Annotated in this window: 18 protein-coding genes; 9 read left to right on the forward strand and 9 right to left on the reverse strand. The window is 56.5% G+C overall.

The window, feature by feature from the left end:
• Positions 1 to 37 precede the first annotated feature (37 nt).
• From AC2FIC_RS08630 to AC2FIC_RS08650, 5 genes are all read left to right on the forward strand, one after another.
• Positions 38 to 787, forward strand: coding sequence for an alpha/beta fold hydrolase (locus tag AC2FIC_RS08630; RefSeq protein WP_496692390.1), 750 nt, complete (start codon positions 38 to 40; stop codon positions 785 to 787).
• The gene (locus AC2FIC_RS08635; protein ID WP_496692389.1) at positions 787 to 1,767 is read left to right on the forward strand and encodes an alpha/beta hydrolase; all 981 of its coding nucleotides are present in this window, start codon (positions 787 to 789) and stop codon (positions 1,765 to 1,767) included. Before AC2FIC_RS08630 ends, AC2FIC_RS08635 begins: the two co-directional genes overlap by 1 nt.
• A 28-nt stretch (positions 1,768 to 1,795) precedes the next feature.
• On the forward strand, positions 1,796 to 2,410 hold the full coding sequence (locus tag AC2FIC_RS08640; protein ID WP_496692460.1) for a hypothetical protein: 615 nt from the start codon (positions 1,796 to 1,798) through the stop codon (positions 2,408 to 2,410).
• Between the two features lie 84 nt (positions 2,411 to 2,494).
• Positions 2,495 to 2,917, forward strand: a complete 423-nt coding sequence (locus AC2FIC_RS08645) for an alpha/beta fold hydrolase (RefSeq protein WP_496870130.1) — start codon at positions 2,495 to 2,497, stop codon at positions 2,915 to 2,917.
• Positions 2,918 to 3,211: an alpha/beta fold hydrolase gene (locus tag AC2FIC_RS08650; protein WP_496870132.1), complete on the forward strand. Its 294-nt coding sequence runs from the start codon at positions 2,918 to 2,920 to the stop codon at positions 3,209 to 3,211. It abuts the gene before it with no gap.
• On the opposite strand, the gene AC2FIC_RS08655 is transcribed toward AC2FIC_RS08650, so the two are convergent.
• Entirely contained in the window at positions 3,202 to 3,786 is a 585-nt protein-coding gene (locus tag AC2FIC_RS08655; protein ID WP_496692388.1) for a DUF6151 family protein, read from the reverse strand. The two genes, AC2FIC_RS08650 and AC2FIC_RS08655, sit on opposite strands and share 10 nt — an antisense overlap.
• Positions 3,787 to 3,791: 5 nt before the next feature.
• Positions 3,792 to 5,063, reverse strand: a complete 1,272-nt coding sequence (gene phaZ, locus AC2FIC_RS08660; RefSeq protein WP_271947865.1) for a polyhydroxyalkanoate depolymerase — start codon at positions 5,061 to 5,063, stop codon at positions 3,792 to 3,794.
• 111 nt (positions 5,064 to 5,174) lie between these two features.
• Between phaZ and AC2FIC_RS08665 the strand changes: the two genes are divergently transcribed.
• From AC2FIC_RS08665 to phaR, 3 genes are all read left to right on the forward strand, one after another.
• A complete protein-coding gene (locus tag AC2FIC_RS08665; RefSeq protein WP_496692387.1) occupies positions 5,175 to 6,977 on the forward strand; it encodes a PHA/PHB synthase family protein in 1,803 nt (600 codons plus the stop codon).
• Positions 6,978 to 7,111: 134 nt separating this feature from the next.
• A complete protein-coding gene (locus tag AC2FIC_RS08670; RefSeq protein ID WP_142633002.1) occupies positions 7,112 to 7,558 on the forward strand; it encodes a phasin family protein in 447 nt (148 codons plus the stop codon).
• A gap of 136 nt (positions 7,559 to 7,694) precedes the next feature.
• Entirely contained in the window at positions 7,695 to 8,249 is a 555-nt protein-coding gene (gene phaR, locus AC2FIC_RS08675) for a polyhydroxyalkanoate synthesis repressor PhaR (protein ID WP_142633004.1), read from the forward strand.
• Positions 8,250 to 8,311: 62 nt separating this feature from the next.
• Here the strand turns inward: phaR and AC2FIC_RS08680 are convergent, their stop codons facing one another.
• Positions 8,312 to 9,526 carry a DegT/DnrJ/EryC1/StrS family aminotransferase gene (locus tag AC2FIC_RS08680; RefSeq protein ID WP_496692386.1) on the reverse strand — a complete coding sequence of 405 codons (1,215 nt, stop codon included), beginning with the start codon at positions 9,524 to 9,526 and terminating at the stop codon, positions 8,312 to 8,314.
• Positions 9,527 to 9,735: 209 nt separating this feature from the next.
• Here AC2FIC_RS08680 and AC2FIC_RS08685 point away from each other — a divergent pair, with 209 nt between their 5' ends.
• Positions 9,736 to 10,716 carry a formylglycine-generating enzyme family protein gene (locus AC2FIC_RS08685; protein WP_496692385.1) on the forward strand — a complete coding sequence of 327 codons (981 nt, stop codon included), beginning with the start codon at positions 9,736 to 9,738 and terminating at the stop codon, positions 10,714 to 10,716.
• Between the two features lie 21 nt (positions 10,717 to 10,737).
• On the opposite strand, the gene AC2FIC_RS08690 is transcribed toward AC2FIC_RS08685, so the two are convergent.
• From AC2FIC_RS08690 to AC2FIC_RS08715, 6 genes are all read right to left on the reverse strand, one after another.
• A complete protein-coding gene (locus AC2FIC_RS08690) occupies positions 10,738 to 12,042 on the reverse strand; it encodes an NAD(P)/FAD-dependent oxidoreductase (protein ID WP_496692384.1) in 1,305 nt (434 codons plus the stop codon).
• 6 nt (positions 12,043 to 12,048) lie between these two features.
• Entirely contained in the window at positions 12,049 to 13,407 is a 1,359-nt protein-coding gene (locus AC2FIC_RS08695; RefSeq protein ID WP_496688525.1) for a glutamine synthetase family protein, read from the reverse strand.
• Positions 13,407 to 14,087, reverse strand: coding sequence for a type 1 glutamine amidotransferase (locus tag AC2FIC_RS08700; RefSeq protein WP_496692383.1), 681 nt, complete (start codon positions 14,085 to 14,087; stop codon positions 13,407 to 13,409). Before AC2FIC_RS08700 ends, AC2FIC_RS08695 begins: the two co-directional genes overlap by 1 nt.
• Before the next feature lie 58 nt (positions 14,088 to 14,145).
• Entirely contained in the window at positions 14,146 to 15,465 is a 1,320-nt protein-coding gene (locus AC2FIC_RS08705; RefSeq protein ID WP_496692382.1) for a glutamine synthetase family protein, read from the reverse strand.
• 110 nt (positions 15,466 to 15,575) lie between these two features.
• Positions 15,576 to 17,762: a molybdopterin cofactor-binding domain-containing protein gene (locus AC2FIC_RS08710; protein WP_496870134.1), complete on the reverse strand. Its 2,187-nt coding sequence runs from the start codon at positions 17,760 to 17,762 to the stop codon at positions 15,576 to 15,578.
• 3 nt (positions 17,763 to 17,765) lie between these two features.
• A complete protein-coding gene (locus AC2FIC_RS08715; protein WP_496688520.1) occupies positions 17,766 to 18,230 on the reverse strand; it encodes a (2Fe-2S)-binding protein in 465 nt (154 codons plus the stop codon).
• Positions 18,231 to 18,258 lie beyond the last annotated feature (28 nt).

Raw genomic sequence — 18,258 nt, forward strand, 5'->3', positions numbered from 1 at the left:
GGGCGTGCATGATGTCGGAAAAAGAAAAGAGGGTGTCATGGCAGCGACGAATTTTCTGGAAACGGCGCAGGGACGGCGGCTGGCCTATCACAAAAGCGAGGGCACCAGGCCGACCATCGTGTTTCTGGGCGGGCTCAAATCCGATATGGAGGGCACCAAGGCGGTGCATTTGGAGGCCTGGGCGAAGGGGCGTGGCCATTCATTTCTGCGGTTCGACTATTCAGGTCACGGTGAAAGCGGGGGCACGTTCGAAGAAGGATGCATTGGTGACTGGCATGAGGATACGCTGGCCGCGATCACGGAATTGACGGATGGACCGCTGATTGTAGTCGGCTCGTCCATGGGGGGGTGGCAGGCGCTGCTGTTGGCCAAAGCGCTGCCAGATCGGATTCAGGGAATGGTGACCATCGCTGCTGCACCGGATTTTACTGAGGACGGGTATTGGGCTTCATTCTCGGAAAACCAGAAACAGGCACTGGAAACTGTTGGCCATGTCGAGCTGCCTTCGGACTATATGGAGCCATACATCGTGACCAAACGGATGATCGAAGATGGTCGCCAACATTTGGTTCTGCGCAAGCCTCTGCATATGCCTTTTCCCGTGCGGTTTTTGCAAGGTACCGAAGACACAGCGGTTTCAACCGGAACAGCAGTGCGCCTGATTGAACATGCGTTCGGGCCCGATATGCGCCTGTCATTGATCAAGCACGCCGATCATCGCTTTTCGGATGGCCCATGCCTTGGGTTGATCGAACAAGCCGTTCTCGATGTGATGGCAGCCCAATAATGCGGATATTGGGTCGCGTTTTTCTGACATTGATCGTTGCGTTTGGCCTGATCTATTGGCTTGGCCCGCGTGAGAAGGTTGATCTGGCCCCAACATTTGACGCGCGCAAATTCGGTGAAGGGGTGCAGGTCTATTTCGAAAGTGTGGAATCTGCATTCGCCGACATCATTCCGGGGGTCGAAAAGCGAGTTATTTGGCAAGAGGGCTATAAAGAGCAGCGAACACCTGTTTCGATTCTATATCTGCACGGGTTTTCGGCATCATCCGAAGAGATCCGACCGGTTCCCGATCTGCTCGCCGAAACGTTGGGCGCCAATCTGGTCTACACGCGGCTGCAGGGTCATGGTCGCGGCGGGGATGCAATGGGTGAGGCGACGGCCTCGGGTTGGATGCAGGATCTTGCTGAAGGGCTGGCTGCTGCACGGGCGGTTGGGGATAAGGTCGTGGTGATTTCGACATCAACCGGCGGCACGTTGGCAGCGGCGGCCGCACTGAATGAAGAGCTGAGCCAAAACGTTGCAGGGATCGTATTTGTTTCTCCGAATTTCGGCGTTAAAGCGGCCGGAGCATGGATACCCGGATTGCCTTGGGCGCGCATTTGGTTGCCCCTGATGATGGGTGAAACCCGGGGCGTCGCAGGGGTGAACCCGGAAATGAACAAATTCTGGTCGGCGGTCTACCCTTGGCAGGCTGTGGTGCCGATGACAGTGCTGGTGGATGTGGTCTATGCGCAGGATTTTTCAGACGCAAAGGTTCCCGCGTTGTTCTGGTTCTCGAATGAAGATCAGGTCGTGCGTGCCGACCTGACCCACGAGATTACCAAGGCATGGGGCGCCCCTGCGTCGGTTGAGCTGGTAACAATGGGGCCCGGGGACGATCCTAATTCCCATGTGATCGCCGGGCGGTTGATGTCTCCGGGGCAGACCGACGAAGTGGTGGCTGGTATCCTGAGATGGCTGAAAACCTTGGGGATCGAGTGAGGAAGAAATAATGCGCAGACCAGGCAGTATGTGGAGCCTTGAAACCCTCGGTCGTGTGCGTCTGTCCCGTCATTTTTTCATGCGCGATTTTCTGTATTCGGAAATAGGCAATTTTCACGAAAAGCAGAATTTTCCTGACGATCCCGACCTTGCCATCGAAACCGGAAAGGCGCTTTGCGAAACCCTGCTGGACCCGCTTGAGGAGACCTTTGGCCGGATTGCCGTACGATCCGGCTATCGCTCGGCATCATTGAACCATTTCGGTAATGAAAACCGGCTGAATTGCGCGCGAAATGATAACCCGCTTGAATGTCACATCTGGGATCGCGCTGTGGGTGATGATCGGATTGCCGGGGCATCGATCGTGATCCCATGGTTTGCGGATCAATATGAGGCGGGGCGGGATTGGCGGGATTTGGCGTGGTGGATGCACGACCATCTTGAATATTCTGAAATCTGGTTCTTTCCAAAACTCTGTGCTTTCAATCTGGTCTGGAGGCCTGTGCCTTATAAGCGCATCGACAGTTATATTGCACCGCGGGGCTGCCTTCTGCGCCCAGGAGGCGCGCCTGGCGATGGTGACCTTGAGCGGCAAAAACGATATGCGGACTTCCCCGCTTTTCGCAGTATCCGCTACCCCTGAACTTTAACTTGCCGAACCATACAAAACCTCTCATCCTGAAACTAATGACGACGATTTGAGTGACTTTTCCAAAGGAGGAGTTGTTTGATCGAGCCGTTGGTTCTTTTGCCCGGTTTGATGTGTGATGCGCGGGTATTTGAGCATCAGATGCGCGCCCTGTCACGTGATCGCGCCGTGACGGTCGCTTCGGTTTCGACTGCTGAACGGATTGAAGAGATCGCGCGGGGCCTATTGGTTCAGTTGCCACAACGCTTTGCATTGGCGGGCCTAAGCCTGGGCGCAGTAGTCGCTTTGGAAATTGTCCGATATGCACCCGAGAGGGTGTCGCGCTTGTGTCTGATGGCTTCGGATGCGCATTCGGAATCGCCCCAGACCGCAGCCGCGCGGGAGGAGCTGTTGGTCGCCGCCAAGATGGGTCGGTTAGAGGAAGTGATGCGTCGGCTGATTGGATCGGATTCGCTGGCCCCGGGGCCTCGACGTATTCCCATTCTTGCTGATGTCATCTAGATGGCGTTGGATTTGGGCCCGCAGGTGTTCGAGCGTCAGATTCGCGCGCTGCAGCGTCGCCCGGATCAGCAGGGCAACCTGCGCCGGATCACGGCCCCGACTTTGGTGCTATGTGGGGCGCATGACACGGTTGTTCCGGTGCGAAGGCATGCGTTCATGGCGGACCTGATCCCAAATGCAGAACTGCACGTCATCAAGGATGCAGGACATTTGCCTACGTTGGAATCGCCTGAAAATGTCACCGAGGCGCTGAAGACCTGGCTCAGCGTGAAGCCTGCGCTGGACTACGCGTAGAGCGCTTTACGCTGTTCTTTGCTGAGAATGACCGGGGTTGAGATCGTCTGGCCCGTATTCTGATCAAAGAACGGGGTGTCCCTCCAACTGCCAGAAAGCCGGGATTTTAGTACCCGCGTAACAATCCCGGCGACAGCGTAACCCAGTCGCTTGTGTTTGTGTTTTCCATCGGCCTGCGGAATGAACCCTTGGGTCGTAACCGGCCCTAAACAGTCCGGATCGGAAGCTCGTTTCACATCAAAGCCCGCAAACGGAAATTTTGGAGTATTTGATGTCGTCGCCAGCGGTGCATTGCAGCAGCTGGCATACCAGCGCAGCATCCCCTTGGGGCCAAGGCGCATCGCGGCCAGGTGTTCGATGCCGCCGTCGATCCTGATTTCTTCAGGGGCCATTTGAAAAATGTCCACCGGTTCCGGCGCAGGGTCCGGTTGCCCGAAATATATCTGCGCGGCCCGGCAATCACGGCAAAAGCAGACTACATGCGTTCCGTACTGAACGCCTCTGGCTGTAATGCTGCCAAAGAGTTTTCCACAGTTGCAGGCGAAAGCCGTCTGTTTGGCGACTTTCTTTCCCATCGGCGTTAGGCCACTTTGTTGCGGTTGGCCGCTTTGCGAGAGGGTTTGCGGGCGTTGGCGTTCATAAATTCGATCACCAATGGGCGGATATTGTCGCGCCAGCTGCGGCCGGCGAAGATGCCATAGTGACCTGCGCCAGGTTCGACATGGCTGGCTTTTTTCGAATCCGGCAGCCCTGTACACAGCTCGAGCGCAGCAATGCACTGTCCAGGGGCCGAGATGTCGTCATTCGCACCTTCGACTGTTTTGACAGCAACGTTTGTAATTTTGCCGATATCCACCTTGTGCCCTGCAACAACAAACTCGTTGCGCGCGATTTCGCGGTTTTTGAAGACGCGTTCGACGGTCGAAAGGTAGAACTCGGCGGTCATGTCCATGACGGCGAGGTATTCATCGTAGAATCTGTTATGGGCATCGTGATCCGAAGCCTCGTCCCGCATAACCCTCTGGATCTGCTCGGAAAACGCCTGAGAATGCCGGTCCGAATTCATCGACATGAACGAGGCCAACTGCAGCAGGCCGGGATACACCATGCGCCCGACGCCCTTATACTTGAAGCCGACGCGCTGAATCATGGTTTCTTCCAGCTGCCCCATTGTCACGCGGCGGCCAAAATCAGTCACGTCGGTAGGTGTGGCATCCGGGTCAACAGGTCCGCCGATCAATGTCAGCGTGCTGGGTTGGGCTTTGGGTTCGACCTCGGCCAGATAGGCTGTGGCGGCCAGAGTCAGCGGCGCCGGTTGGCAGACGGCTACAACGTGGGTGTCCGGTCCCAATTCTTTCATGAAATCGACAAGGTAAAGTGTATAATCCTCTACATCAAACTTACCTTCGGACACGGGGATATCGCGCGCATTATGCCAGTCTGTGATATAAACTTCGCAATTCACCAAGAGGCTTTTTACGGTGGACCGAAGCAAAGTGGCGTAATGTCCAGACATCGGGGCGACCAACAGCACCTTGCGGGGCTGTTCGGCGCGGCCATTGACACGTATATGTATCAAATCACCAAAAGGGCGTTCGATCACCGGGACAATATCGACCAGATGATCCTTGCCGTCTTCGCAAGTGAATGTACGGATTCCCCAGTCGGGTTTTACAACCATGCGCTGGAACGTCCGCTCAGTCACCTCGCCCCAGGCGGCCATCATGCTGAACGCAGGGTTGGGCACCATCGAAAACAGCGGATAAGAAGCCATGGCACTTGCCGTAGCACCCATCCACTGATTGGTGTTGCGCATCGTTTCCATCAGATCGTAGGTCATCATGTAGCGCATGAAATGGGCCTCCTGAGTGTCAGCCTGATAATTCGGACCATTCGTCGCTTTGCCCCCCGACGCCCACGACGTTATTCTGCATAGCAGCGAGGTTAGGGTGGAATTGTTAAAATGACAACAAGTGAAGATAACGCGCCAGAGCTGTCCGAGGAACACCTTGAACGGATTAGAGAAAATATGACGAAAGTCGAAGAATTGTCGAAAAGGCTGATCGATGTGATGGCTGGCAAAGAGGCGCACACTCCCGCGTTGGACGGTCCGAATCAAGATCTTTTCGCAAGAGCAGCAACTTCGTATTTCGCCGAAGCGTGGCAGAATCCCGCCAAGCTTCTGGAACATCAGGTCGCCTTCTGGGGACAATCCGTTATGAACTTTGCTGAGGCTCAGCAGGCGCTGGCCGCCGGCGGGGTCGAGGACAGCGAACCCGGACCCAAGGATAAAAGGTTCTCAAACCCTCTTTGGGACACCAACCCCTATTTCCGGTTTATTCGCCAGCAGTATCAGACAAATGCCGATGCAATCGCGCAGGCGGTTGCTTCGGTCGACGATCTGGACGGCAAGGACAAGCAGAGGCTGCATTTCTTTTCGCAACAGATCATTGACTTGATGTCTCCGACGAATTTTCTGGCCTCCAATCCCGACGCGCTGGAAAAGGCGGTCGAGACGGAAGGGCAATCGCTGATCAAAGGGCTAGAGAATCTAGTTGCGGACCTAGAAGCCAATAATGGTGAAATGGTTGTCAGACTGGCGGATGAATCCGCGTTCAAGCTTGGCGAGAATATCGCGACAACTCCGGGCGACGTGGTCTATCGCAACAGGCTTATGGAGTTGATCCAGTACAAACCCACGACCGAGACCGTACACGAAACCCCGATCGTTCTGTTTCCGCCCTGGATCAACAAATACTATATTCTGGACCTTAAGGCGCAGAACAGCCTCATCAAATGGGTGACCGAGCAGGGCTATACCCTGTTTGTTGTGAGTTGGGTAAATGCGGATGCTTCTCATGCCGAGGTCGGTATGGGCGACTATGTCGAAGAGGGATTTCTGACCGCCATCGAGACCGTCAAGTCGATCTGTAAGGTAAAGCAGGTCAATGCGGTGGGATATTGCATTGCCGGCACCACGTTGAGCCTGACGCTGTCCCTGATGAAACAGCGTGGCGACAAATCCATCAAATCGGCGACCTTCTTTACAACCTTGACCGATTTCGGTGAGCAGGGGGAATTCACGCCGTTCCTACAGAACGACTTTGTCGACGGCATTCAAGAACAAGTGACGAAAGACGGTATCCTAAAAGCATGGGTCATAGGTCGTACCATGTCGTTCCTGCGATCGAATGACCTGATCTACGGCCCCGCCATTCGAAGCTATATGATGGGCGAGACCCCTCCGGCGTTTGATTTGCTCTACTGGAACGGGGATGGCGCAAATCTTCCGGGCAAAATGGCAATCGAGTATTTGCGGGGGCTTTGTCAGAAAAATCAATTTGTGACCGACGGTTTCGATTTGCTTGGGCACAAACTACATATCCGCGACGTTGATGTTCCTTTGATGGCCATCAGCTGTGAAACCGACCATATCGCCGCCTGGAAAGATTGTTATCGGGGTGTGCAGCAGATGGGGTCACGTTCGAAGACGTTTGTCGTTTCGGAATCCGGTCACATAGCAGGCATCGTGAACCCGCCGAGCAAGAAGAAATACGGCCACTACACCAACCCTGATCTCAATGCGGATGCCGATGCGTGGATGAAAGAGGCCGATTTTCATAAAGGGTCCTGGTGGCCGCAGTGGGAAGCTTGGCTGAAGAAGAGATCCGGCAAGCAGATCCCCGCGCGCCAAGTGGGCGATTCGGGATACGCTTCCCTGGCCGAGGCACCAGGAACCTATGTTTTGGTGAAGGCAACAGATTGATTTTTAACAGTTTAGAAAAATATTGCTGCAGTGCAGCAAGAAAAAACTTGCAATGCTGCGATGCAGCAACGATATTATCCTCAAGCTGATGAAGCCCGGGGTTGGCCCGGATCGGCAAGCAAAGGATTTGGACAATGGCAAAGACTCAAGACTTTACCGCGACCCTGAAAGACATGATGGGTGCATTCCCTGTTGACACCACCGCTCTGGAAGGTGCGTTCAACACCACCGCGACCTTGAACGAAAAGCTGTCGGGCGTTGCTCTGGAAGCGGCTGAGAAATCGGCTGAGATTTCGAACAAATGGACCAAGGAAACCCTGGCCAAACTGTCCGATATGTCGAAAGCGAAATCTGACCCTGCAGATTACGCAAAAGCTGCAACCGACTACGCAAGCGCGTCGGCAGAAGTTGCTGCTGAAAACCTGGCTGCTTTCGCTGAAATCGCGAAAAAAGTTCAGTCGGAAACCGTTGAGCTGCTGATGGCTGCTGGCAAAAACGCTGCAGAAGACGCAACTGCCGTTGTCAAAAAAGCAACCAACGACGTGTCCACTGCTGCGAAAAAAGCAGCTGGCGCCAAGTAAGGTAAGATAGCGAGGCGCACCCACTCCTCCCATTTGGTGCAATCGCGTTGGGCGGGTCGAAAGACCTGCCCTTTCTTTTTGTTCTGCACTCGCATAATCTCTGCTGCAATGCATCATTCCTTGGGGAGGGTAGACGGTGTCAGAACAAGAAAAACCGTTGCTAATCAAACGATATGCCAGCCGTCGGCTGTATAACACTGAAACCAGTGACTATGTCACGCTCGAAGATATTGCGGCATTCATACGTGACGGTCGCGAAGTTCAGATCATAGACCTGAAGACTGGGGATGATCTGACACGGCAATATCTGCTGCAAATCATTGCCGAGCATGAAAGCCGCGGTGAGAATGTCCTGCCGGTGAACGTGCTGAACGATCTTGTGCGCAGCTATATGTTGCCGGGCGGAGGAGTGATGCCGCAATTCCTGCAAAGCTCGTTCGAAATGCTGCGCGAAAGCCAAAGCAAAATGATGGAAAACATGTCTGCGATGAATCCGATGACCCAGATTCCGGGTTTCGAAGCACTGCAAGCGCAGCAAAAGGCATTTCTGAAGGCGATGACCAGCGGCATTTCCGGCAGTTGGTCCGGTCCGGAAACGGATAGCGAGGCCAAACCCCAGTCGAGTGAGGATCTGGACGACATCAAGAAGCAGTTGGCGGAGTTGCAGCAAAAGCTGTCTAAACTGAACTGAATTTGTCCACACAATGAAATAGGCCCGCCGCTGGCGGGCCTTTTCGTTTGAATTCAGCTTGTTCAGGTTCCAAATGCGATTTTCGGGGCGGTAATTTCCCCTACTGAAGCCAACAGAATATCAGCGATCACATCCAGTTCCGCGCCTGTCAGGCGTACAGGCAGGCGCACGTCGCAAGCTTTCATCAGCATGTTTCGCGTTTGTGGCAGCTCGGTCTGTTCCGGCAGGAATTGCCAGTTCCAAAAGGCACGGGCGTTGTCTTCACTCAGGCCGAATACCTGAACTTTCACTCCGCGTGCTTCGGATGCTGCGGCAAAGGCGCGGATATCATCATCGCTTAGGTCAACCAGATTGAACTGGATCGAGTCCGGCGCCCGGCGTTCTGGCACCAGCGGGGCAGGCACGTTGATATAGGGCGATGAGTTCAGGCGCTCTGCCACATAGTCGTGGTTTTGCAACCCATCGCCGACACGGCGTGCCAATTCAGGCATCTGGGGACGGATTACTGCAGCGCTCAGGTTGCTCATCCGCAGGTTATACAGCGGCAACTGGTTCTGCCAGCGGCCAAAGGCCTGCTCGAGTTCCGATGAGTTGTCGCCACGCGGGCCTTTGTGTTTCTTCCAGTTATGTTCGTAGGCGCCGGACATGATCACGGCACGCGCGACCAGATCAGCGTCGTCGGTTATCAGAATGCCACCTTCGCCCGCATTGATCATCTTGTAGGACTGAAACGAGAAACAGCCGATCTTGCCAATCGTCCCAATATTGCGGCCATGCCAAGTTGTCCCCAGCGAATGGGCTGCGTCCTCGATCACCGGAATGTCGCGCGCGCTACACAGAGTCATGATCGCGTCCATATCCGAAGTATGTCCGCGCATATGGCTAATGATCACGGCCTGCACGTTATCCAGTTTGGCGGCAAAGTCATCCATGTCGATGCGATAATTGTCACCCACCTCACACAATACGGGGATGCAATCCGCATGTATGACCGATGAGGGCACCGCCGCAAAGGTAAAGCCCGGTATCAGCACCCGCGCGTCCCGCGGCAAACCCAGCGCCTTGAGCGATAGGAACAGCGCCGCCGAGCAGGACGATACAGCCAGCGCGTATTTCGTGCCCAGCAGTTCCGCGAATTCCGACTCGAGCAGCGCAACCGGAGCGTCCTGCGGCGCAGTGTAGCGGAACAGGTCGCCTGACTGCATCAGGGCATCAATGGCGTCGCGGGCGGCCGCGGGGATGGGTTCGGCGTCATGGACGTTCGGAGGCAGCGTCATATTTGGCATTCCTGAATTCTATCTTTGGGAAAGATAAAGCTAATGAAGTGTCAATCCAAGCCCTTAATCTTCAGGGTGGCGAAATTTCACTATTCTGTCGTAGTCAGAGAGACACAGGTTGGCTTACCCCGCGTAGCGGGAAATTCTTTTGAACTTGCAACTTTGGGGGAAGTAAGGTGGCAATGGATCTTCTTTGACGTTGTTCTCGTATGATGGGTTGGATCACTGCATTGACTATCATTCGTTTGGCCCTCTGGGGCGCGCTTTCAACTTTCGCTTCAGCGGTTCACGCAGATTATCTTCTGTCGGATGGCACTGAAGTTGCGCCGCTTGAGATGTTTCAGGAATGCGATGTTTGCCCTGAGATGATTGCCTTGCCTATGGGTGAGTTCATGATGGGTGGACCACCGGGAGAATCGAAACGAAACTTTCATTGGGATGAAAAAGGGCTTCGCCCCGCGACAGCGGAAGAGCCGTATATCGCACATCATGAAGGTCCGGTTCACAAGGTCACGATAGATATGCCCGTCGCCATGGGGCGGAATGAAGTCACTCATGACCAGTGGATGGCTTGTGTGATTGATGGCGGTTGTGGTGGGTATACCCCGCGAGACTGCATTTTGCAGCGTGACGGTCCCTGCGTTGAAATCAAGAGAAATCATCCGGTTGTAGACGTATCCTATCAGGATGCCGTGTCCTACACTGGGTGGCTAAACGACAAAATTGGGGCGGATGTTTATCGTCTACCTACGGAAGCTGAATGGGAATATGCCGCTCGTGCGGGGACGCAAACACCTTTTGCGCAAGGAGAAGAGGTCTCGACGGATCAGGTCAACTTCCACGGCAAACCAACAGAAGAAATGTTAGGGGTGAAGCGACCTGATCTGGCCCGTCGCGGTTATCCGGTTCGCGTTGATGAACTTGATGCCTCCAATGCTTGGGGTCTTCGGCATATGTCGGGGAATGTCGGGGAAAGAACGATGTCCTGTTGGACAGAGACGCACCCGGGTTGGTCGACTTCCATCCAGCACTTAGAGATGGCGAGATCAGTCGATTGTCACAGGCGGGTTGCAAAAGGCGGCTCTTATCCATTTGCTATGGATTTTTCACGGGTTGCAACTCGCGGTGGGGGAAGCATTGATTTGGGGTCAACATTGACGGGGTTCCGTGTTTTGAGGGAGTTTAAGTAACCTCCTCAGGCAATCTCGAAATCAGAATCCCAGCCGGTCCCGCAGAGAGAACCATGTCATCGCCAGCACCAGCAACGGGCTGCGCAGGGAAGGGCCTCCGGGGAAGGGCATGGCGGGTACGCGGGACATGGTGTCGAACCCCTCGGCCTGGCCTTGAATGGCCATCGCCATCAACTGCCCGGCATGGGTGGCCGTGCCGACCCCATGGCCGGAATAGCCCGAGGCCGACAGGATATTGGGCGCAACCCGCGTCAGATAGGGCATCCGCCGCATAGTGATGCCCAGAGTACCGCCCCAGGCATAGTCGATCTTTACATCGCGCAGATGCGGGAAAATCTCGGTCATCGGCTTGCGCACCTTGGAGGCGATATCTGTCGGGAAGCGGTAGCCATAGCTTTCCCCGCCGCCGAATAGCAGGCGGTTGTCGGCGCTCAGGCGGAAGTAATTTACCACAAACTTGGTATCAGCGACGGCGACATCCCGGGTCAGGACACGGGCGGCATCGGTGCCCAAAGGCTCGGTCGCGGCGATGAAATTGTTGATCGGCATGACGCGCGACGCCACTTTGCCGTTCAGATCGCCGAGATAGCCGTTGCAGGCCAGAATGACGTGGTTGGCCGTCACCTTTCCCTGCGGGGTTTGCACGATGGCCGGATCGACTTCGTCGATCCCGGTGACCTCGGTGCTTTCAAATATGCGCACGCTGGCCTTGGCTGCGGCATCAGCCAGCCCCAAGGCAAAGTTCAGCGGGTGCAGATGCGCCGCCCCCATGTCCAGATAACCTCCGCGATAGGTTGGGGATGGGCACAAGCCATGCGCCGCGCCTTCGTCCAGCAGCTCCATATGGTCATACCCATATCGCGCGGACAGATGCGCCGCGTGGTCGTGGAGGTCTTTCTGATCCCCGGTGCTGAGGCCCAGAACCGCCACGCCCGGTTTCAGATCACAGTCGATTTTGTGCTTTTTGATCAGCGATTTGACCAGATCCTTGGCATCTTCGGCCAGATCCCACAGCTTGGCGGCATCGTCATCGCCGACCAGGCGTTCAAGGTCTTCCTGATCCATCCGCTGGGCGCTGCCCAGCTGCCCGCCATTGCGGCCTGACGCTCCGAAACCAACGCGATGCGCCTCAAGCAGCACGACGTCGAACCCGGCCTCGGCCAGATGCAGCGCGGCGGACAGGCCAGTATAGCCGCCACCGACCACACAGACATCAGCTTTGGTATCCCCAGCAAGCGCTGGAAAACGGTCGAGCGTGTTGGCCGTCGCGGCATACCAGCTGGCCGGATACTCGGCCTTGCGGTCGTTGGAATAGAGGAGATTCATCGCGGCTTAAACGTTCATGAGCAGGTGCTCACGCTCCCACGGAGAGATGACCTGTAGAAATTCTTCATACTCGGCACGTTTGACAATGCCATAGACGCGGGCAAATTCCGGACCCAGCACTTCGTGCAGGGCGGTGGCCTCGTCGAACAGGTCCAGCGCATTGCCCATGACCTGCGGGATATCACCGTCACCTTCGTAGGCGTCGCCATAAAACTGACGGCGCGGGCGTTCCTGCTGGGTCAGGCCGAGATAGCCGCAGGCAAGCGACAAGGCGATGCCCAGATAAGGGTTGCAATCCATGCCTGCGATACGATTTTCAACGCGCCGCGCCTCGGGGCCGGACAGGGGAACACGGATGCCGGTCGTGCGGTTGTCACGAGCCCATTCCAGATTGATCGGCGCGGCATGGTCTTTCACATAGCGGCGGTACGAGTTCACATAAGGTGCCATGACTGCCAGGCCTGCAGGCAAGTGGTTTTGCAGCCCTGCAATGAAGTTATAGAATGCATCCGTTTCGCCGCCCTGAGGTCCGGAAAAGATATTCTGTCCGGTTTCGATCTCGGTGATCGAGTGGTGGATGTGCATGGCCGATCCGGGCTCATCCGCAATCGGTTTCGCCATGAAGGTCGCAAAGCAGTTGTGTCGCAACGCGGCTTCGCGGATCAGGCGTTTGAAATAGAACACTTCATCTGCCAACTTGACCGGATCACCATGGCGCAGGTTGATTTCAAGCTGTCCGGCGCCGCCTTCCTGGGTGATGCCGTCAATCTCGAATCCCTGATGTTCGGCAAAGTCATAGATGTCGTCGATCACCGGGCCGAATTCATCCACCGCTGTCATCGAATAGGCCTGCCGCGCGGCCGCCGGACGACCCGAACGGCCCATCATCGGTTTGATCCCCTGCGCGGGGTCGACATTGGGGGCGACCAGAAAGAACTCCATCTCTGGCGCGACAATCGGTTTCCAGCCTTTGTCGTGATACATTTTTACGACGCGCTTCAACACGTTGCGTGGGCTGAACGGGATCGGCTCTCCGTCCCGGTCATAGGCGTCGTGGATCACCTGCAGCGTCCAGTCACCCGTCCAAGGAGCAGCGGAAGCAGTCGAAAAGTCAGGCTTAAGGATCATGTCCCGTTCAATGAAGCCGTCCTCTCCGGCGGCTTCGCCCCAGTCCCCGGTGATAGTCTGGTAAAAGATACTATCGGGTAGATGGAAGTAGGACTGGCGTGCAAATTTGGTGGCCGGAACCGCTTTCCCGCGCGCGATGCCGGGCAGGTCAGAGATGATGCACTCGACCTCATCCAATCGGTGACCTTCAAAATAGGTACGGGCTGCCTGTGGCAGTTGTTCTGTCCAATCGGCCATCAGGCCCTCTCTTTCTTCAAAAACTCTGCCATGAACTGTCCGATCTTCGGACTGTCGTCGCGGGTGGGCAGGCGGTCGGCGGCGGCCTGCATCAGATTGTCTGGAACGACACCTTTGCCGCGAGTGTCCATCAGCCCTTCGATGAAGCTGTCGCCATACTCTGGGTGGGCCTGAACGGTCCAGATCGTGTCGCCATAGGCCAGCATGGCATTCTGGCAAAAGGCGTTCGAACCGGTTACTTGTGCACCGGCGGGCAGCTCCACCACCTGGTCCTGATGCCAGGCATTCAAAGTGACGGTCTGTCCGTCCAAATCGTAGTCCGTCCGCCCCACGGCCCAGCCCTGTTTGAACTTTTCAACTTTCCCGCCAAGGGCTTGCGCAATGACTTGATGACCAAAGCATATGCCGATCAGTGGTTTGCCGCTTTGATGGATGTCGCGGATCAGCGCTTCGAGCTTGCGAATCCAGGCATGGTCCTCATAGGCGCCATAGCGCGAGCCGGTGATGATCCATCCATCAGCATCGTCAAAACTTTGCGGAAAGTGATCGTCGACAACCACATAGGTCACAAATTCAAAGCCGTTGCCATCCAGCAGCGCGCGAAACATGCCGTCATACTCACCGAACTGATCGTGCAATTCGTCAGGGGGGTGGCCGGTTACAAGGATACCGATTTTCATGGGTCACCAAATTTGATCAAATTTATTCTAGCTGAGCAGAACGAAGCGGGCAAGGGGCTCAAACCGCCTCGAGATAACTTAGCCAATGCTCCTCGGGTGGGCGTTCGTCAAAGCGCAGGATTTCTTGTCGCTTTGTCATGGCGAGATTGCTGATCAGCGGGGCGGGAAAGATGCGCGCAACTTGCGGATCGGTTTCAAGGGCGGTGATGGCTGAAGCCCAGTCGCCAGCGAGTTGCGGCAGGCCGTCGATCTCATATGCGTTGCCCGTGATCGGAGCTGGCGGTTCAGTTCCGTCCTCGATGCCGTTCAGCGCCGCACCGAGCACGGCACTCAGCATGAGGTAGGGATTGATGTCACCACCAGCAACGCGATGTTCGATCCTGCGGGCAGAGGGTGCGCCGCCGGGAACGCGCAGCGCGGCAGTGCGATTTTCATAAGCCCAGCATGCCTCAGTTGGGGCATGGGCGCCGGGGACAAGCCGGGTGTAGGAGTTCCCGTGCGGTGCAAAAATCAGAGTTGAACCAGGCATTGCAGACAGACATCCGGCTATGCCCGAGCGCAAAAGATCAGTGCCTTCAGGCCCGCCATTGTCAAAGATATTTTGCCCATCCTGGTCGACGACCGAAAAATGGACATGCATCCCATTGCCCGCATCCTGGGCATAGGGTTTGGCCATGAAAGTTGCGGTAAACCCATGTTTGCGTGCAAGGCCACGAGTCAACACCTTGAAAAGCAACGTATCATCTGCGCAGCGCATGGCGTCCTGATGGTTCAGGTTGATTTCAAACTGGCCGATCCCGCTTTCGGAAATGGCGGTTTGAGCCGGGATGCTCATTGCCTCGCATCCGTCATAGAGGTCTGTGAAAAAGGCGTCGAACGCATCCATTTCCGCCATAGACAGGACTGCCTCGTCGACCAGCCGTCGCCCCGTCAAAGGATTGATCGGAGGCACCGGTCGTAGACCTGATGAGTCCAATAGCGTGAATTCCAGCTCGGTCGCCGCGACAACAGACCAGCCACGCTCGGCATAGCGTTGCAGCACCGAGGTCAGAGCATGGCGAGGGTCGCCGGCAAAGGGCGTGCCCTGATCGTCATACAGGGACATCAATACCAGCGCTGTTTCGGTTTCAAGCCAAGGAACTGGGACGGAGCCACGCTCGGTTGGCAGTAATATGCCGTCCGCGTCGCCTGATTCAAACACAAGCGGGCTATCCTCGATATCCGCGCCCCACAGATCAACATTCAATGCCGAAAAGGGCATCCGCACCACACCTTTACTCAGCTTGTCAGCATAAGAAGGAGGCACGCGTTTGCCGCGCAGCTGACCGTTAAGGTCGCAGGCCGCTACGCGAAAACTGTGTAGGGCGTTCAGGTCCATCGGCGTCTCCATCACTCTGGTACCCCGAGGTTTAATCGACACAAAGCGCCTTGTCACGAAATTTGATCAAATTATCCCCGCGCCGTTTTTTTCGGCGCGGGGTCGGGACCTTATGCAAAGCTTATGCCGTTCTCGGCCATCGGCAGATCGGCAATCAAGGTCCCCGACATTGCCTTGATTGCGTTCGCGAGCGCGGGGGCCGAAGGCGGCGTGCCGGGTTCGCCCACGCCCGTGGGGGCTTCGGCCGAGGGCAGGATGTGGACGTCGATTGTAGCTATATCGCCGATCCGAAGGGGCTCGTAATCCGGGAAGTTGTATTGATCCACGGAACCGCCGGTCAGTGTGATCTGATCGCGCATCACATGCCCGATGCCATAGCCAATCCCACCTTCCATCTGGGCACGCACCACGTCGGGGTTCACCGCGATACCGCAATCGACAGCACAGGTAACCTTTTCGATCTTGATGCCGTCATCCGGATCGCCCGAGATTTCGACCACCTCAGCCACATAAGAACCAAAGGATTTGTGCACCGCAATACCTTGCGCGCGACCGGCAGGGACGTTGCCCCAATCTGCTTTCTCGGCCGCAAGTTTCAGGACACCGGCCTTGCGCTGTTGGTCGGGATTGCCCGCATCCGCCAGATGGGCGAGACGGAACTCAACCGGGTCACGGCCCGCGGCGGTGGCGGCCAAATCCATCATTGTTTCCATCGTATAGGCAGTGTGGGTATGTCCTACCGACCGCCACCATAGGACTGACGTGGCCTTGGGTGTGTCGGTCAGTCCAAGCGCCATCCCCGGAATATCATAGGGGCTGTCTGCGATGCCCTCGATCGAGCTGTGGTCGACGCCGTCATGCACTGCAACCGCTTCGAACGGGGTGCCCTTCATGATCGACTGCCCAGCGACCTGATGCTGCCATCCGACGATATTCCCCTCCGCATTCAACCCGACACGGACTTTGTGGCCGAAGGCCGGGCGGTAGTACCCGCTGCGAATGTCGTCTTCCCGCGTCCAGACCAGTTTGACCGGGCGCGAGCGGTCGGTGACAACAAAGGCCAACGCGGCCTCAACCTGATAATCCGCATCCGGTGTTGCGCGACGCCCGAAAGACCCGCCGGCCAGCATCGTTCTGATGTGGATTTTCTCGGGTGGCAGCTGAAAGATTTGCTGATACGCCATGTGCGGACCGGTTGGCATCTGAGCGCCATCATGCAGAACGATGTCACCCTCTGCTGTCTGTTCGATTGTGCAGTTCAGTGGCTCCATCGGAGCATGGGCGAGGAGCGGGTAGTAAAAAGTTTTTTCTACGACCGTATCCGCCGCGTCGATCGCCGCCGAAACCGTGGCAACATCTGCCTTGTTCACGTTATAGGTCGGCTGGGCATTCAGCGCGTCCATGATCTCGGCCTTGATCTGATCCGAGTCGCGCGTTTCAGCGCCTGACATGTCCCATTCGACCTCAAGCGCGTCACGCGCCTGAATCGCCGCCCATGTATCTTCGGCATAGACCGCGACACCGGCCTGATTGGGCAGTGCGGCGGCGCTGATATAGCCTTTGACCTCTTTCGAGGCGCTGTCGTCAAAGCTGATGACAACGCCACCGCGCGACTCCGGACGTTTGATCATCGCAACCATCTGGTTGGGCAGGTGGACATCCATGGCATACATGGCTTGCCCGTTACCCTTGATGGCCGAGTCCGTGCGACGCACGGCCTCGTTCCCGATCAGGCGGAATTCCGAGGGGTCTTTCAGGCGTGGCTCGTTCGGCGCTTCCATCTGTAAAGCGGCCGCCACAAAATCGGCAATCGGGGCGGATTTGTCGCCTGCTTTGACGATGCCCTCCTCAATGGTGATGCCGGACGCACCCACACCCCAGCTTTGGGCGGCGGCATTGATCAGCATCTCGCGGGCGGCAGCGCCAGCCTGACGGTATTGCAGCCAGGAATTCGCCATCGCGGTCGAGCCGCCGGTGCCCTGGAACGGGCCGAACAGCAGGTTGTTATAGACTTGGGAGTTCGACGGCGCGAATTCGTAGTCTATCTGGTCCATTGTGACGCCGATTTCCTCGGCGATAAGCGTCGGCAGGCCGGTCGCCGGCCCCTGACCCTTTTCGAAGTGTTTGACGATGGCAGTCACAGTGCCGTCCGCGTCAATCTTCACAAATGGGTTGAGCTGCGTCATCTCAGATGAGGCCGCAGCCAGAACGCCATCGGGGCGGGCGCCAATCAGCAAGACGGCACCGGTAGCAGCAGCGCCTTTCAGAAAACTACGGCGAGAGGTGTTGATGGTCATGGATCAGGCCTCCAGAATTTCGGATGCGCGCTGGATACCGGCGCGGATGCGTTGATAGGTGGCACAGCGACAGGCGTTGCCGGACATGTAATCGTCGATTTCTTCAACGCTGGGCTTTGGATTCTCGGACAGCAATCCGACCGCCGACATCACCTGACCGGATTGGCAGTAACCGCATTGAACCACGTCCAATTCGACCCAGGCCTGCTGTACCGCGGCGCCAATATCGTTGTTTCCGACAGCTTCGATCGTGGTGATTTCGGCGTCTTCGACATCCTCGATATACGTCTGGCAAGAACGCACAGGCTCTCCGTCCAGATGCACGGTGCAGGCCCCACAGGACGCGACACCGCAGCCGAACTTGGTTCCTGTCATCTTCAGTTCGTCCCGGATTACCCACAGCAGGGGCGTGCCGGGCTCGGCCTCAACCGTGTGGGTCTGGCCGTTCAGTTTCAATGTTAAAGCCATTGGGGGGTCTCCTGTTGGGCTGGCTACC

It is taken from the genome of Ruegeria sp. CDSC079 (genome assembly GCF_059610505.1).

Coding starts and splice junctions, on each gene's coding strand:
- AC2FIC_RS08630 (WP_496692390.1), top strand. CDS start 38: ATGGCAGCGACGAATTTTCTGGAAACGGCGCAGGGACGGCGGCTGGCC.
- AC2FIC_RS08635 (WP_496692389.1), top strand. CDS start 787: ATGCGGATATTGGGTCGCGTTTTTCTGACATTGATCGTTGCGTTTGGC.
- AC2FIC_RS08640 (WP_496692460.1), top strand. CDS start 1,796: ATGTGGAGCCTTGAAACCCTCGGTCGTGTGCGTCTGTCCCGTCATTTT.
- AC2FIC_RS08650 (WP_496870132.1), top strand. CDS start 2,918: ATGGCGTTGGATTTGGGCCCGCAGGTGTTCGAGCGTCAGATTCGCGCG.
- AC2FIC_RS08655 (WP_496692388.1), bottom strand. CDS start 3,786: ATGGGAAAGAAAGTCGCCAAACAGACGGCTTTCGCCTGCAACTGTGGA.
- phaZ (WP_271947865.1), bottom strand. CDS start 5,063: ATGCGCTACATGATGACCTACGATCTGATGGAAACGATGCGCAACACC.
- AC2FIC_RS08665 (WP_496692387.1), top strand. CDS start 5,175: ATGACAACAAGTGAAGATAACGCGCCAGAGCTGTCCGAGGAACACCTT.
- AC2FIC_RS08670 (WP_142633002.1), top strand. CDS start 7,112: ATGGCAAAGACTCAAGACTTTACCGCGACCCTGAAAGACATGATGGGT.
- AC2FIC_RS08680 (WP_496692386.1), bottom strand. CDS start 9,526: ATGACGCTGCCTCCGAACGTCCATGACGCCGAACCCATCCCCGCGGCC.
- AC2FIC_RS08685 (WP_496692385.1), top strand. CDS start 9,736: ATGATGGGTTGGATCACTGCATTGACTATCATTCGTTTGGCCCTCTGG.
- AC2FIC_RS08690 (WP_496692384.1), bottom strand. CDS start 12,042: ATGAATCTCCTCTATTCCAACGACCGCAAGGCCGAGTATCCGGCCAGC.
- AC2FIC_RS08695 (WP_496688525.1), bottom strand. CDS start 13,407: ATGGCCGATTGGACAGAACAACTGCCACAGGCAGCCCGTACCTATTTT.
- AC2FIC_RS08700 (WP_496692383.1), bottom strand. CDS start 14,087: ATGAAAATCGGTATCCTTGTAACCGGCCACCCCCCTGACGAATTGCAC.
- AC2FIC_RS08705 (WP_496692382.1), bottom strand. CDS start 15,465: ATGGACCTGAACGCCCTACACAGTTTTCGCGTAGCGGCCTGCGACCTT.
- AC2FIC_RS08710 (WP_496870134.1), bottom strand. CDS start 17,762: ATGACCATCAACACCTCTCGCCGTAGTTTTCTGAAAGGCGCTGCTGCT.
- AC2FIC_RS08715 (WP_496688520.1), bottom strand. CDS start 18,230: ATGGCTTTAACATTGAAACTGAACGGCCAGACCCACACGGTTGAGGCC.